The sequence below is a fragment of the Hydrogenophaga intermedia genome, assembly GCF_000723405.1.
Classification (GTDB): domain Bacteria; phylum Pseudomonadota; class Gammaproteobacteria; order Burkholderiales; family Burkholderiaceae_C; genus Hydrogenophaga; species Hydrogenophaga intermedia.
This window is the reverse complement of sequence record NZ_CCAE010000082.1, coordinates 1-14734: the sequence shown is the minus strand read 5'-3', so window position 1 is coordinate 14734 and position 14734 is coordinate 1. Positions and strand designations below refer to the sequence as shown.

Below are 14734 nucleotides of genomic sequence, written 5' to 3'. Positions count from 1 at the left end.
CGCGGCGGGTTCGCTCATGGAGGGGTGGCCAGCGCCTTGCGCACGCAGGCCGGGCAGATGCAGGCCGTGCGGCGCGCCGCCTCGGGAATGCGCGCCAGCAGTTCGGGCGTGAAGGTTTCGCTCACGCACCAGCACGGCGGCTGGGGCTTGCCGGTGGCCTTTTCGATCTCCACCGCGCAGCGGTTGTCGCCGCCGCACAGGGGGCAGCGCGTGGTGTCGATGGGGGTGGGTGGCGGCGTGGGCATGGCGCGTGGGTCCGCGCCATTGTCGCCGCTGCGCGTGGCGGGTGGCGTCAGACGCCGGCCACCGCCCCGTCGCTGCGTGGGTCCGCCGCGCCCTCGATCACGCCGTCGGCCCGGCGCACCAGCGCGCCGGCGTGGCCCATGGTGTCGCTGAAGGCCTCATCCAGCACCTCGACAACGTGGCCAGCCTCGGCGAGTTGTCGCACCAGCGCCGGGTGAAACCGGCTCTCCAGCTTGAGCGAGGTGCTGCTGGCGCCCCAGGTGCGCCCCAGCAGCCAGCGCGGCGCGCTCACGGCCTGCTGCAGGGGTTGGCCGAAGCGCGCGTAGCGGGTGAACACGGCGGCCTGCGTTTGCGGCTGGCCCTCGCCGCCCATGGTGCCGAAGGGCATCACGCGCCCGTCGTCGAACAGCGCCAGCGATGGGTTGAGCGTGTGAAAGGGCTTGCGGCCGGGCGCCAGTGCGTTGAGCGCGCGCGGATCCAGCGAGAAGCTGGTGCCGCGGTTCTGCCAGCAGATGCCCAGGCCGTCGAGCACGGTGCCCGAGCCGAACTCCCAGTACACGCTCTGGATGAAGCTCACCGCGCGGCCTTCGCGGTCGATCACGCCCATCCAGATCGTGTCGCCGGGTGCGCTCGGGTCGGGCCAGGGCAGGGCGCGCTTCGCATCGATCTGTTGCGCGAGCGCGGCCAGCGCGGCGGGTTCGAGGTGGGCGCGCGGGTCCTCGGGCAGGCGACCGGGGTCGGTGACCACGCGGTCGCGCACGCGAAAGGCGCGCTTGGTGGCTTCCACCAGGCCATGCACGTGGGCGAAGGATTCGCCATCGTCGTCGCCCACGCCGAGCTGGTCGAAGAGGCCCAGGATCATCAACGTGGACAGGCCTTGGGTGGGCGGCGGCAGGTTGTAGACGGTGCTGTCGCGCAGCGTCACGGCCAGCGGCTCGACGAAGGCGGCGCGGTAGGCTGCGAGGTCGTCGGATCCGACGGGGCTGCTCACGCGCTGCAGCGCTTCACCGATGCGCGCGCCCAGTTCGCCCCGGTAGAAGTCGTCAAGCCCGTGGGTGGCCAGGTGCCGCAGGGTGTCGGCCAGGGCCGGCTGGCGCAGCCGATGTCCCACCGGTGGCGGTTGGCCATCGACCAGGAAGGTGTCGGCAAAGCCAGGTGCCGTGCCAAGCCCGTCGCCCAGCTTGGCGCGCGTGAGGGCGGCCTGGCTGGCCGTCACGGCCACGCCCTCGTGCGCGTGGCGGATCGCGTCGCCCAGCAGGCGCGGCAAGTCCAGCGTGCCGCCCCAGCGGGCGGAGACGTCGAGCGCGCGCGCCCAGCCGCCGATGGTGCCGGCCACGGTCAGCGCGGCCAGCGGGCCGCGCGAGGGAATGGCCTCGACGCCCTGATAGAAGTCCCGCGTGGCCAGGCGTGCGGCAGGGCCGCAGGCGTCGATGGCCTGCACGGCTTGGCCGGGCTCGTGGATGAGCCAGAAGCCGTCGCCGCCGATGGCGTTCATGTGCGGGTAGACCACCGCGATGGCGGCGGCCGCGGCGACCATTGCCTCGACGGCATTGCCGCCGTCGCGCAGCACGTCGCGTGCGGCCTGCGCGGCCAGGTGGTGGGGGGCCACGGCCATGCCGCCCAAGGCCCTGAGGGTGTGAATCACGCCGATGTCTCCATGGTGGTGTCAGGTGAGCAGCCCGGCAAACATGCGCAGCGAGGTCAGCGCGAGAAAGAGCGCGAAGACTTGGCGCAGGCGCCGGGCGTCGATGCGGTGCGCGAGTGTCGCACCCCAGCCGGTGGTCAGCAGCGTGGCGGGCACGATGAGCGCGAAGCCCAGGCCATTGACGTAGCCCAGGCTGAAGGGTGGTCGCAGCGGCACGCCCAGGCCGTTGATGACGAAGGCCAGCGCCCCGGGCACGCTGATGACCGTGCCCAGCAGCGCGCCCGTGCCCACCGCCCGGTGCATGGGCACGCGCAGCGCGTTGAGGATGGGCACCGACAGCGTGCCGCCGCCGATGCCCATGAGCGTGGACAGGCCGCCGATGCCACCACCGATGAAGGCCGTGCCCAGCGTGCCGGGCAGCCCGTCGCGCACGGCGAATCCGTCGCGCTTGAAGGCCATGTTCACAGCCACCAGCAGCGCCACGCTGGCGAACACGGCCGTGAGCGCGGTGCCTTTGAGCAGGCCGCTGGCCACGGCGCCCAGCCCCACGCCCACCACCACCCAAGGCAGCAATTGCCGGATCAGCGCCGGCTCCAGGCTGCCTTTGCGCCGGTGCGCCCGGCTCGACAGGACGGACGTGGGCACGATGGTGGCCAGCGAAGTGCCCACGGCCACGTGCATGCGCACTGAATCGTCCACGCCGAGCAGCGTGAACAGGTGGTAGAGCACCGGCACGATGACGATGCCGCCGCCCACGCCGAGCAGGCCGGCGAGCACGCCGGCCACCAGCCCGGTGGCGAGCAGGGCCGCCGCGAGCCCCAGCAGCCAGGCGGCGCTGTACTGATCGAAGAAGGCCATGCGTGTCTACCAGCCGATGGCTTTGGGCAGCCAGGTCGCGATCGAGGGGAACTGGAACACCAGCAACAAGGTGATGGCCTGCAGTGCGATGAAGGGCAAAACGCCCTTGTAGATGTCCTTGATGTTCACGCTCGGCGGCGCCACGCCTTTCAGGTAGAACAGGGCCCAACCGAAGGGTGGCGTGAGGAAGCTCGACTGCAGGTTGATCGTGATCAGCATGGCCAGCCACACCGGGTCCACGCCCAGGTTGATGAGGATCGGCAGGAACAGCGGCACCGCGATGTAGCTGATCTCGATCCATTCCACGAAGAAGCCAAGCACGAAGATGATGGCCATGAGGAACCAGATGGCCGTATTCACGCCCCCGGGCAGCTTGTCGAACATGGCGGCGATCAGCTCCTCGCCCTGCAGGCCACGGAAGGACAGCGCGAAGACCTGTGCCGTCATCAGGATGAACATCATCAGCGCGGTGATCTTGCCGGTGTCCAGCGCGGTCGTTTTCAGCGTCGTCCAGGTCAGGCGACGCGACAGCGCGGTGATCAGCACGGCACCGACGGCCCCCATGCTCGCGGCCTCGGTGGGCGCGGCCACGCCACCCACGATGGAGCCCAGCACCGCCACCACCAGCATCACCGGCGGCACCAGCACCTTGAAGAAGCGCACCCAGAGCTCGCGGCGCGAGACCGCGTCGCGCTCGGCCACCGGCAGCGGCGGCATGCTCGCCGGGCGCAGCCAGCCCATCACCAGCAGGTAGACGATGTAAACGCAGGCCAGCAGCACGCCCGGGCCCACGGCGGCGGCGAACAGCGTGCCCACCGACAACTGCATGATGTCCGAGAGCAGGATCAGGATGAGGCTGGGCGGAATGATCTGGCCCAGCGTGCCGGAGGCGCAGATCACGCCGCAGGCCACGCTCTTGTCGTAGCCCCGGCGGATCAGCGTGGGCAGTGTGAGCAGGCCCAGCGTGATGATGGTGGCGCCCACGATGCCGGTGGTGGCGCCCATGAGCACGCCGAACAGCACGATGCCGATGGCCATGCCGCCCTTGAGACCACCGGCCAGGTGGCCCATCACGTCGAGCAGGTCGTCGGCCAGGCGTGATTTCTCCAGCATCACGCCCATGAAGACGAACAGCGGGATCGCCATCCACTGGTAGCCGCCCACCACGCCATAGAAGCGCGCAGGCAGCAGGTTGAACAGCGTCTCGCCAAAGCCCAGCCAGCCGAACAGGAAACCCGTGACGGCCAGGCTCACGGCCACGGGGATGCCGATCATCAGCATCAGGAAGAAGCCGCCCAGCATCAGCAGGGCGTAGGTGTGCATCTCAAACACGCGCGCCCCCGTCGTCCGGTGTGTCGCGGCCCGGGCCCAGCAGACGCACCAGGTGGGCGAACTGCTGCAGCACCAGCAGGCCGTAGCCCAGCGGGATCAGCGCCTTGATGGCCCATCGGTAGGGGAGACCACCCGGGTCGGGCGACTGCTCGTTGATGGCGTAGGCCTGACCCACGTAGGCGATGGACAGCTTGATGAAGGCCAGGCTCACCGCGATGAGCAGCAGCGCGGCGGCCACGTCGACCGCGCGCTTGAGGCCCGGTGAGAAGCGCGCATAGAACAGGTCCACGCGCACGTTCTCACCGCGCTGAAGCGCGTGGCCCATGCCCAGCAGGATGAGGGCGGCGAGCAGGTGCCATTCCAGCTCCTGCGCCCACACCGAGCCGAAGCTGAAGGTGTAGCGCAGCAGCACGTTGGTGGCCACCAGGCCGATCATGACCAGCGCGATCCACGCGGTGAGCGCGCCCGTGCGGTCGATCAGGCCCTCGATGAACGCGGCCAACGGCCGCAACGCCTTGAGCATGATCAGCCGCGCACCTTGAGGTGATAGGCCTCTTCGCTGATCTCGCTCCAGCGGTCGTACTTGGCCTTGAAGGCAAAGTAGGAGTCGTGCACCTTCTTCACCAGCGGGTCTTTCACGGCCTCGGACAGCACCTTGTCGGTCTCGGCCTTCAGGGCCTTGATCACGTCGTCCGGCAGCGGGCGCGCGATCACGCCCTGGTTCTTCACCAGGTCCTCCATCGCGTCGGAGTTGGCCTTCTGGCACCAGCCCTCGCTGATGACGTTGCAGGCCGCGGCGGCGTTGCTCACGATGGCCTGGAGGTCCTTGGGCAGCTTGTCCCAGGCGGCCTTGTTGATGAGCAGCTCGGACACGGTGGAGGACTCGTGCCAGCCAGTGGTGTAGTAGAACTTGGCGGCCTTCTGCAGGCCCAGGCGTCGGTCCTGGAAGGGGCCCACGAACTCGGCGGCGTCGATCACACCGCGTTCCAGCGCGGGGAAGATTTCGCCACCCGGCAGCACCTTCACGTCCACGCCCAGGTTGGCGTACACCTTGCCGGCCAGACCGGGGATGCGCATCTTCAGGCCCTTGAAGTCGGCGACCGACTTGATCTCCTTCTTGAACCAGCCCGTCATCTGAACGCCGGTGTTGCCGCAAGGCATGGCCACCATGCCGAAGGGCGCGTAGACCTCGTTCCACAGCTCCTGGCCACCGCCGTCGTACAGCCAGCCGTTCATGCCCTGGAAGTTCAGGCCGAAGGGCACGGCGGTGAAGTACTGCGCGGCGAACGTCTTGCCGGTCCAGAAGTAGCTGTTGGCGTGGTTCATCTCCACCGTGCCGGCGCGCACCGCATCGAAGCCCTCGAACGCGGGGATGAGTTCGCCCGCGCCAAACACCTGGATGTTCAGGCGCCCGTCGGACATCTCGCGGATGCGCTTGGCCAGGTCGGTGGCGCTGCCGGGACCGTCCATGTAGAACGGCGAGCCCTTGCCGTAGGCGCTGGTCATCTTCCAGTTGAAGCGCGTGGATTGCGCGTTGGCAAGCGCGGGGGCGCCGAGCGCGCTGGTGGCGAGGGCGGCGCGGGAGAGGAATTGGCGGCGGATCAGGGCCATGGGAGACGCTCCTGTCGAGTGGGTGGGTTGCAGGGGTGACGTTTGTCAAGCGACAGGCGCCTGCGTTTGCAAAGCCTGTGCCATGAGGATTTGCCAGCGCGCGCGAGGCGCTCGCCGCGTGGAAGGACGCGCGGCACTACCGTTGTGGTGCGTCATGGCGCGCTGTGGGCGTGCCGAATGTTCAGTGAGGACCCACGTGACGATCGTTTGTCAATCGACTGTGCGCTGGCCAGGCGCTGATTCCGGGTCTCGGGCACGGGGTGGGCTGCTGCTCTGAACAAATGGCATCGCTGCACGCCAACGGTGCATCCGCACCAGTGCGGACCGCGACCCGCGGTCAGAGCCGCGCCCCACCGCGGCGATTCTTCACGCGCGTGAGCAAGGTCTTGCAATCCACCGACACGATCTCCGGCCGGTTGAACACGTGCCGGTGCACGAAGGCCTCGAAGCTGGCCGCGTTCTCGGTGAGTGCATGCACGTGCAGGCTGCGCAGGTCGCTCATGATGTAGAGGCTTACCACCTCGGGGCAGTCGGCCAGCTCCTGCGCGACGCGCTCGATCGCCGCTGGCGTCACCACGAGGTCAAGGAACGTGGAGTTCACCTGGCCGAGCTTCTCGGGGTTGATGACGGCTGCAAACAGCTCGATCACGCCATTGGCCTGCAGCGCCTGCACCCGCGCCCGGGCGTGCGCGCGGGAGATGCCCAGGTGCCGGGCCAGCTCGGCAAAGGAGGCGCGCCCGTTCTTGACGAGGATGTTGAGCAGGGCGCTGTCCAGTTTGCTCAGGCCCAGGTCGGTGGGGAGGGGTGGGTGGCTCATGCCAGAGGCTTAGCAACCCGCGAGCCAAGCACAAAACCTGGCCCGGGAACTCCCGGGAGAATGTCCATCACGGCCTGTGGCAGGCCTTTGACCGTCATTCGGCCTAGGTGACCGCCCAAGCCTGCCGGACCTATACGGTGCTGGTCGAAGGTGATGACATGACCGAGCCCGTGGCGGACGAAACCCGGTCTATTCTCGATGGTCACATCGTGCTGTCGCGCAAGCTTGCGGCCGCCAATCACTACCCTGCCATCGATGTGCTTGCTTCAGCCTCGCGGGTAATGGGTGCGCTGATTTCGCCAGAGCACAGGGCTGCGGCCGGCCGTGTACGCGAACTGCTCGCCAAATACGACGAGATCGAGTTGCTGCTCAAGGTGGGCGAGTACAAGAAGGGTTCAGATCGCATCGCCGACTTGGCGATCGAGCGCCGCGAGGCCATCATGGCATTCTTGCGGCAGCCCACGCACGAACTGTCCGGTCTCGACGCCGCGATCAAGCAACTGCGTACCTTGGCGGCCTGATCGGCCCCTGGGCGTTCGCGCCCTTCCTTGCCTTCCGCCTCCTGGTCCAATATCAGGGCATTCGAAAGATTGCGCGGCCTCCCCGTGACCGCCCAGGCGGGCCATGTGTTTTCTGCATGAACTGTCAAATCTGACAGGGGTCTGGATTGCAAGCGCGAGATTTGGCGATAGAATAGAGGCGGGCGCCGCAAGGTGCTCCCCGCTTTTCCTCCCTGAGCGGGTGCCTTAGTGTGTGACAGCAAAAAGGCTTCCCAACCCGGCCCCTTGGCCGGGTTTTTTTTCTCCATTGGAGATCGGGGCTTGCAGAGCTGTGGATCGGGTTGGCGTGCTCCCGCGGGACGGCGGGGGCTTTCTTGGGCCGTCGCCCGAGGTTGCGGCAGAGGGCCAGTAGGGACCATGGGAACTACACTGCCTCCATGCTCTGGGTCAAAGCCTTCCACATCGTATTCGTGGCGAGCTGGTTCGCCGGCCTTTTCTATCTTCCTCGCATCTTCGTCAATCTGTCCATGGTGCCTCCCGAGAGTGTGGCCGAGCGGGCACGACTGCTGCTGATGGCGCGCAAGCTGTTTCGGTTCACCAGCGTGCTGGCGGCTCCGGCGCTGGCACTGGGGCTTTGGCTGTGGCTGGGGTACGGCATCGGGCGGGCGCCCGGCAACGGATGGATGCACGCCAAGCTGGCCATCGTGGTGTTGGTTCTCGGGTATCACCACGCGTGTGGGGTGCTGCTGCGACGCTTCGAAAGTGGCGTGCGCCAACGCAATCACCTTTGGTACCGCTGGTTCAATGAAGTGCCGGTGGTGTTGCTGGTCGCGGCCGTGGTGCTGGTTGTGGTCAAGCCGTTCTGAGTGCCCGATGGTGATGGGCTCGCGGACCTCGGCTTGGCCTCTGGCGGTGTTGTATGCCGGGTTGATCGTTTATGCCAGCCTCTATCCCTTCGCGGGCTGGCGCGTGCAGGGCGTAGAGCCATGGTCTTGGGTCTGGGCGCCTTGGCCGCAGTACTGGACCAGTTTTGACATGTGGTCCAACTTTGTTGGTTACGCGCCGCTGGGGGGGTTGTTGGCGGTGGCGGCCCTTCGGCTGGGGTGGCGCCGTGGGGCGTTCTGGTGGGGGGCTGGTGGGGCGATGGCCTTGTCTGCCATGGTGGAGAGTCTTCAGACTTTCTTGCCCGGGCGCGTACCTTCGAACGTGGATTTCGGCCTGAACTCGCTTGGCGGAGCGGTGGGGGCAGGCTTGATGGTCGTGCTGGATCGATGGGGTGTGCTGGCGCGATGGAGCCGCTTTCGCGATGAATGGTTTGCGCCTGGCGCGCACGGGGGGTTGGTATTGCTGGCGCTGTGGCCGTTGGCATTGCTGTACCCAGCGTCGGTCCCTTTCGGGCTGGGGCAGGTCGCCGATCGCCTGATGCCTGCGCTGGCGGATTGGCTGTCGGATACGCCCTTCGTCGTCTGGCTACCTGCGCGCTCGGAGCAGGCGATGCCGCTGAGTCTGCTGACGCAGGCGTTCTGCATCGCACTGAGTCTGTTGGCGCCACTGCTCATGGCTTTTGGCGATATGCGAGTCTGGTTGCAGCGGGTGGCGTTTCTTCCCTTGTTCTTTGGCGGGGCGACGCTGGCGGCGGGACTCTCGTCTGCCTTGACGCACGGGCCTTCGCACGCTTGGGCTTGGCTCAGCCCGGTGACACTGGTTGGCATGGGGGCGGCGTTGCTCGGCGCGTTGTTTTGTTTGCCCTTGCCGCGGCGGGTCTGTCATGCGGTGATGCTGTTGTGCTTGGGCGTGGCGCTTGCTCTGCTCAACCGTGCGCCTGAGGTGCCCTATCTGGTGCAGTCGCTGGAGGTATGGGAGCAGGGGCGCTTTATCCGCTTCCATGGTCTGTCCCAGTGGCTAGGCTGGCTGTGGCCCTTTGCAGCCATCCTGTTCGGGTTGCGCGCCGTGGCCCGCCCGCCGGGACGGGTTGAGGTGGCGGCCTAGAATCGCGCCATGTCCAGCGGCGCACTCCCTCCGGCCTCCTACTACCGGCGGCACATCTTTTTCTGCCTCAATCAGCGCGAGGGTGGCGAAGCCTGCTGCGCGGATCACAAGGCCGACGATGCCTTCGCACGGTGCAAGTCGCGCGCCAAGGCGCTGGGGTTGCTGGGGCCTGGTGGTGTGCGCGTCAATCGCGCGGGCTGTCTTGATCGTTGCGCGGGCGGGCCGATCGCGGTGGTGTACCCGGAGGCCGTCTGGTACAGCTATGTCGATCAACACGACATCGATGAAATCGTCGAATCGCACCTGCGCGACGGGGTCGTCGTCGAGCGGCTCGTGACGCCGCCCGGCGTGGGGCGCTGAGGTGAACGCGCAAACCGAATCGCGCCTGACTGAAGGGCCGGCCGGCGCCATCGAACTTGCCATTGACCGGCCCGACGGCGCTGCCAGCGCCATGGCCTTCATTGCGCACCCACACCCATTGCACGGCGGCACGCTCACCAACAAGGTGGTGCAGACCATGGCCAGGGCGGCCGTTCTTGCTGGCATGGTGGCGGTGCGTTTCAACTTCCGCGGAGTGGGGCGCAGCGAAGGGCAGTACGACGAAGGCCGCGGGGAGGTCGACGATCTGATGGCTGTGGTGGAATCCGAGGCGCCATCCGGCCCGTTGGTTATGGCCGGCTTTTCGTTTGGCTCCTACGTCACCTGTCGGGCCTTGCAGCGCCTGCATCCCGCTAGGGGCATTCGTCACGTGGTGTTTGTGGGCACTGCGGCGAGTCGCTTCGTTGTGCCTCCGATTGCCGAGGAACTTCGAGCTCGGGCCCTGATCGTTCACGGCGAGCTCGACGATACCGTGCCACTGAGCGCGGTCATGGATTGGGCTCGCCCCCAGTCCCTGCCGGTGCTGGTGATGCCCGGAGGCGGCCACTTTTTCCACGGCCAGCTGCCCCAACTGCGCGAGCTGGTGTGGCGCCACTGGCGGCCCTGAGCCGCAGCGGCGCCGATTCTTGATAGGACCTTGAGTTGATGACTTGTTTCCGCTCTCTGATCGCCGGCATGGCGCTGTCGCTGACCATGTTGGCACCCGCTGTGGCGCAGATGCCTCAGCCTCCAGAAATCGCCGCTCGCGCCTATGTGCTGCTGGATGTGACCACCGGGCAAGTGCTGGCCAGCAAAGATCCCGATGCGCCCGTCGAGCCCGCTTCGCTCACCAAATTGATGTCGGCCTATCTGGTGTTCGACGCCCTGCGGGCGGGCAAGATCACGCTTACCCAGACCTTCGGTGTGAGCGAGCGAGCCTGGAAAACACCGGGCTCACGCATGTTCATCGAGCCGCGCATGCAGGTTCCTGTCGAGGACCTCATCAAGGGCATGATCGTGCAGTCGGGCAACGATGCCACTGTGGCGCTGGCCGAAGGGGTGGCAGGTTCGGTCGATCGATTCGTGGAATTGATGAATCAGCAGGCCAAGGCACTGGGTATGACCGCTACTGGGTATCGCAACCCGGAGGGATTGACCGCCCCGGGGCACATCACCACGGCGCGTGACTTGGCCACGCTGTCCACGCGGTTGATGAATGACTTTCCTCAGTACGTCGGCTACTACTCCATTCAGCGTTACCGCTACCCCGGCACGCCCGCTACCAACGACACGAACCGCAACCTGCTGCTGTTCCGCGACCCTACGGTCGATGGTCTGAAGACCGGGCACACCGATGCAGCGGGCTATTGCTTGGTCGCCACGGCGCGTCGGCCGGTGCCTGGACTGGGCGACGGGCCGGCTGGTCAACGCCGCCTCCTGTCGGTCATGTTGGGCGCCTCGAGCGAGAACGCCCGGGCCGCTGAGTCCCAGAAGCTGTTGAACTGGGGTTACACCGCCTTCGATACCGTGCGCTTGCTCGCGGCCAACCAGCCAGCGGCCGAGCCGCGCGTCTGGAAGGGCAAGTCCGACACAGTCAAGCTGGGTCGTGTCGAGGGGGTGATCGTCTCCGTGCCGGCGGGCGAGGGCAGTGGTCTGAAGTCCGACGTCGTGCGCCCCGACCCGCTGGTTGCACCCCTGCAGAAGGGGCAGGGGGTGGGTACTCTGCGCGTCACCACCGCTGCGGGGCAGCCCGTGGTTGAGGTGCCACTGACGGTGCTCGAGACGGTGGAGGAGGCGGGCATCTTCGGCCGCGCTTGGGACGCCCTGCGCCTCTGGATTCAGTAGCCCGTCTGGTGGGGGTGTGGGCTTCGATTGGCGCTGGCAACCTCACAGTGCTACACTAGTAGGCTTTTCGGAATTTTCCGAGAAGCTTTGCTGTTTTCAAACGTTTAGGGACGTTTTCAATGCCAACCATCAACCAGCTCGTGCGCCACGGCCGGGAGGTCGAAAAGACCAAATCCAAGAGCCCGGCCATGGAAAACTCGCCGCAGCGTCGCGGCGTGTGCACCCGCGTGTACACCACAACGCCGAAGAAGCCGAACTCGGCGCTTCGCAAGGTCGCCAAAGTCCGTCTGACCAACGGTTTCGAAGTCATCTCCTACATCGGTGGTGAGGGACACAACCTGCAGGAGCACAGCGTGGTGCTGGTGCGCGGCGGTCGTGTGAAAGACCTTCCCGGCGTGCGTTACCACATCGTGCGCGGTTCGCTGGACCTGCAGGGTGTGAAGGACCGCAAGCAGGCCCGTTCCAAGTACGGCGCCAAGCGTCCCAAGAAGGCCTGATCGGCCGTCATTCGGTGCCGCCCGGTTTTGACGAGCCGGATCGGCGTAGTGACCTTGAACAAAGGTCGAGTAAGTGCAGAGCCCTGATGGGTCTGCGGGGTGTCTGGATCAGAAGGACGTCCGGACATCAACTGAAGCAAGAGGTGAATCATGCCCCGTCGTCGCGAAGTCCCTAAACGTGAAATCCTGCCGGACCCCAAGTTTGGCAACGTCGAGCTTTCCAAGTTCATGAACGTGATCATGGAGGGCGGCAAGAAGGCCGTGGCCGAGCGCATCATCTATGGCGCGCTCGAGCAGATCGAGAAGAAGACCGGCAAGGATCCGGTCGAAATCTTCTCCACCGCCATCAACAACGTCAAACCCATGGTGGAGGTGAAGAGCCGCCGCGTGGGTGGCGCCAACTACCAGGTGCCGGTCGAAGTGCGTCCGGTGCGCCGTCTGGCGCTTTCGATGCGCTGGATCAAGGAAGCCGCGCGCAAGCGCAGTGAGAAGTCGATGGCGATGCGCCTGGCCAACGAGTTGGTCGAGGCCACAGAAGGCCGTGGCGGTGCGATGAAGCGCCGCGACGAAGTGCATCGCATGGCCGAGGCCAACAAGGCCTTCAGCCACTTCCGCTTCTGATCCAGGCGAATCTTTTTCGATCAACCTGAACCGAGAGCCCGCAATCCCCGTCATTGGGGTGGCGGGCTCGAACCTTTCCGGAGTATTTCCATGGCCCGCACCACGCCCCTTGAGCGTTACCGCAACATCGGCATTTCCGCGCACATCGACGCCGGCAAAACCACGACGACCGAGCGCATCCTGTTCTACACCGGTGTGAACCACAAGATCGGTGAGGTGCACGATGGCGCCGCCACGATGGACTGGATGGAGCAGGAGCAGGAGCGCGGTATCACCATCACGTCCGCTGCCACGACCTGTTTCTGGAAAGGCATGGACCTGTCCTATCCGGAACACCGCTTCAATATCATCGACACCCCCGGCCACGTGGACTTCACCATCGAGGTGGAGCGTTCGATGCGCGTGCTCGACGGCGCCTGCATGGTGTACTGCGCCGTGGGCGGCGTGCAGCCGCAGTCCGAGACCGTCTGGCGCCAAGCCAACAAGTACAAGGTGCCGCGCCTGGCCTTCGTCAACAAGATGGACCGCACCGGTGCCAACTTCTTCAAGGTCTACGACCAGATGAAGCTGCGCCTGAAGGCCAATCCCGTGCCCGTGGTGATCCCGATCGGTGCCGAAGACAACTTCAAAGGCGTGGTCGACCTGCTCAAGATGAAGGCCATCATCTGGGACGAGGCCTCCCAGGGCATGAAGTTCGAGTACCAGGACATCCCGGCCGAGCTGCAGGCGCAAGCCAAGGAATGGCGCGAGAAGATGGTGGAGGCTGCGGCCGAAGCCAGCGAAGAGCTGATGAACAAGTACCTTGAGGAGGGCGACCTCTCCGAGGAAGAGATCAAGCTCGGCATCCGCACGCGCACGCTGGCCACCGAAATCCAGCCGATGCTGTGTGGCACGGCCTTCAAGAACAAGGGCGTGCAGCGCATGCTCGACGCGGTGATCGACTTCCTGCCCTCGCCGGTGGACATCCCTCCCGTTGGCGGCACCGACGAAAACGAAGCCGTGACCTCGCGCAAGGCGGCCGACGAAGAGAAGCTGTCCGCCCTGGCGTTCAAGCTCATGACCGACCCGTACGTGGGCCAGCTCACGTTCGTGCGCGTGTACTCGGGCGTGCTGAAGAAGGGCGACTCCGTCTTCAACCCGGTCAAGGGCAAGAAGGAGCGCATCGGCCGTATCGTGCAGATGCACGCGAACAACCGCCAGGAAGTGGAAGAGATTCGTGCTGGCGATATCGCCGCCTGCGTGGGCCTGAAAGACGTGACCACGGGCGAGACCCTGTGCGATCCCGATGCCATCATCATGCTCGAGCGCATGGTCTTCCCTGAGCCTGTGATTGCGCAGGCCGTGGAACCCAAGACCAAGGCCGACCAAGAGAAGATGGGCCTCGCTCTGCAGCGCCTGGCTTCTGAGGATCCGTCCTTCCGCGTCAAGACCGACGAGGAGTCGGGCCAGACCATCATCTCCGGAATGGGCGAGCTGCATCTGGAGATCATCGTCGACCGAATGAAGCGCGAATTCGGCGTGGAAGCCAACGTGGGCAAGCCGCAGGTGGCCTACCGTGAAACCATCCGCAAGGCGGTGGAAGACGTCGAGGGCAAGTTTGTTCGCCAATCGGGCGGCAAGGGCCAGTACGGCCACGTGGTGCTCAAGATCGAGCCGCAGGAAGCCGGTAAAGGCTTCGAGTTCGTCGACGCAATCAAGGGTGGCGTGGTGCCGCGTGAGTTCATTCCCGCGGTGGAGAAGGGTCTGATCGACACGCTGCCGAACGGCGTGCTGGCGGGCTTCCCGGTCGTGGACGTGAAGGTCACGCTGACCTTCGGTTCGTACCACGACGTGGACTCGAACGAAAACGCCTTCAAGATGGCGGCCTCTATTGGCTTCAAGGACGGTTGCCGCAAGGCCGATCCAGTCATCCTCGAGCCGATGATGGCCGTGGAGGTCGAAACGCCTGAAGACTACGCCGGCAACGTGATGGGTGACCTGTCGTCGCGTCGCGGCATGGTGCAGGGCATGGAGGACATGGTCGGCGGTGGCAAGGCCATCAAGGCGGAAGTGCCGCTGTCCGAAATGTTCGGCTACTCCACCACGCTGCGCTCGATGTCGCAGGGTCGCGCCACCTACACGATGGAGTTCAAACATTACGCGGAAGCCCCGCGCAACGTGGCGGAAGCCATCATCGCCGCGCGCGCGAAGTGAGGTTCAGAGCCGGACGCCCTCGGGTGTTCCGGCCCTTTGTTTCAGTCGGTCTGCGACGTTACGCCGTCCTGTGCCCGTGCGGGGCGATCCAGCAGTGGCGTGCAGACCTTAAACCCTTACACGGGCTTTGTTCTTTTTAAGGAATCGACATGGCTAAGGAAAAATTCGAGCGGACCAAGCCGCACGTGAACGTAGGCACGATCGGGCACGTGGACCACGGCAAGAC

Annotated in this window: 15 protein-coding genes and 2 pseudogenes; 10 read left to right on the top strand and 7 right to left on the bottom strand. The window is 65.8% G+C overall.

Annotated features, from left to right (window positions below; genetic code table 11):
• Positions 1-14: 14 nt before the first annotated feature.
• From BN948_RS24325 to BN948_RS24295, 7 genes are all read right to left on the bottom strand, one after another.
• Positions 15-245, bottom strand: a complete 231-nt coding sequence (locus tag BN948_RS24325; RefSeq protein ID WP_009515607.1) for a cysteine-rich CWC family protein — start codon at positions 243-245, stop codon at positions 15-17.
• A 47-nt stretch (positions 246-292) separates the two neighbouring features.
• Positions 293-1888, bottom strand: a complete 1596-nt coding sequence (locus BN948_RS24320) for a gamma-glutamyltransferase family protein (protein ID WP_009515609.1) — start codon at positions 1886-1888, stop codon at positions 293-295.
• A gap of 21 nt (positions 1889-1909) precedes the next feature.
• Positions 1910-2746 (bottom strand): sulfite exporter TauE/SafE family protein, encoded by an 837-nt coding sequence (locus tag BN948_RS24315; protein ID WP_009515611.1) that lies wholly within the window; start codon positions 2744-2746, stop codon positions 1910-1912.
• Between the two features lie 6 nt (positions 2747-2752).
• Entirely contained in the window at positions 2753-4069 is a 1317-nt protein-coding gene (locus tag BN948_RS24310) for a TRAP transporter large permease (protein WP_035624466.1), read from the bottom strand.
• 1 nt (position 4070) lies between these two features.
• Positions 4071-4601, bottom strand: coding sequence for a TRAP transporter small permease subunit (locus tag BN948_RS24305; RefSeq protein WP_051756368.1), 531 nt, complete (start codon positions 4599-4601; stop codon positions 4071-4073).
• Positions 4602-4603: 2 nt separating this feature from the next.
• Positions 4604-5689: a TRAP transporter substrate-binding protein gene (locus tag BN948_RS24300; RefSeq protein WP_138820216.1), complete on the bottom strand. Its 1086-nt coding sequence runs from the start codon at positions 5687-5689 to the stop codon at positions 4604-4606.
• Positions 5690-6026: 337 nt separating this feature from the next.
• Entirely contained in the window at positions 6027-6506 is a 480-nt protein-coding gene (locus BN948_RS24295; protein WP_009516230.1) for an Lrp/AsnC family transcriptional regulator, read from the bottom strand.
• 110 nt (positions 6507-6616) lie between these two features.
• On the opposite strand from BN948_RS24295, the pseudogene BN948_RS24290 reads away from it, so the two are divergent.
• The 10 genes and pseudogenes from BN948_RS24290 to BN948_RS27620 form a co-directional block, all read left to right on the top strand.
• A pseudogene (locus BN948_RS24290) lies at positions 6617-7027 on the top strand (EscN/YscN/HrcN family type III secretion system ATPase); the annotation flags it as partial.
• A 416-nt stretch (positions 7028-7443) separates the two neighbouring features.
• On the top strand, positions 7444-7872 hold the full coding sequence (locus BN948_RS24285; RefSeq protein WP_009516232.1) for a CopD family protein: 429 nt from the start codon (positions 7444-7446) through the stop codon (positions 7870-7872).
• A 7-nt stretch (positions 7873-7879) separates the two neighbouring features.
• Entirely contained in the window at positions 7880-8995 is a 1116-nt protein-coding gene (locus BN948_RS24280; RefSeq protein WP_009516233.1) for a VanZ family protein, read from the top strand.
• Positions 8996-9004: 9 nt separating this feature from the next.
• Positions 9005-9355, top strand: a complete 351-nt coding sequence (locus BN948_RS24275; RefSeq protein WP_009516234.1) for a (2Fe-2S) ferredoxin domain-containing protein — start codon at positions 9005-9007, stop codon at positions 9353-9355.
• A 1-nt stretch (position 9356) separates the two neighbouring features.
• A complete protein-coding gene (locus BN948_RS24270) occupies positions 9357-9980 on the top strand; it encodes an alpha/beta hydrolase (protein ID WP_009516235.1) in 624 nt (207 codons plus the stop codon).
• 38 nt (positions 9981-10018) lie between these two features.
• Positions 10019-11197: a D-alanyl-D-alanine carboxypeptidase family protein gene (locus BN948_RS24265; protein WP_009516236.1), complete on the top strand. Its 1179-nt coding sequence runs from the start codon at positions 10019-10021 to the stop codon at positions 11195-11197.
• Positions 11198-11316: 119 nt separating this feature from the next.
• The gene (gene rpsL / locus BN948_RS24260) at positions 11317-11694 is read left to right on the top strand and encodes a 30S ribosomal protein S12 (RefSeq protein ID WP_009516237.1); all 378 of its coding nucleotides are present in this window, start codon (positions 11317-11319) and stop codon (positions 11692-11694) included.
• 150 nt (positions 11695-11844) lie between these two features.
• On the top strand, positions 11845-12315 hold the full coding sequence (gene rpsG / locus BN948_RS24255; protein ID WP_009516238.1) for a 30S ribosomal protein S7: 471 nt from the start codon (positions 11845-11847) through the stop codon (positions 12313-12315).
• Positions 12316-12405: 90 nt separating this feature from the next.
• A complete protein-coding gene (gene fusA, locus BN948_RS24250) occupies positions 12406-14508 on the top strand; it encodes an elongation factor G (RefSeq protein ID WP_009516239.1) in 2103 nt (700 codons plus the stop codon).
• A 149-nt stretch (positions 14509-14657) separates the two neighbouring features.
• A pseudogene (locus BN948_RS27620) lies at positions 14658-14734 on the top strand (GTP-binding protein); the annotation flags it as partial.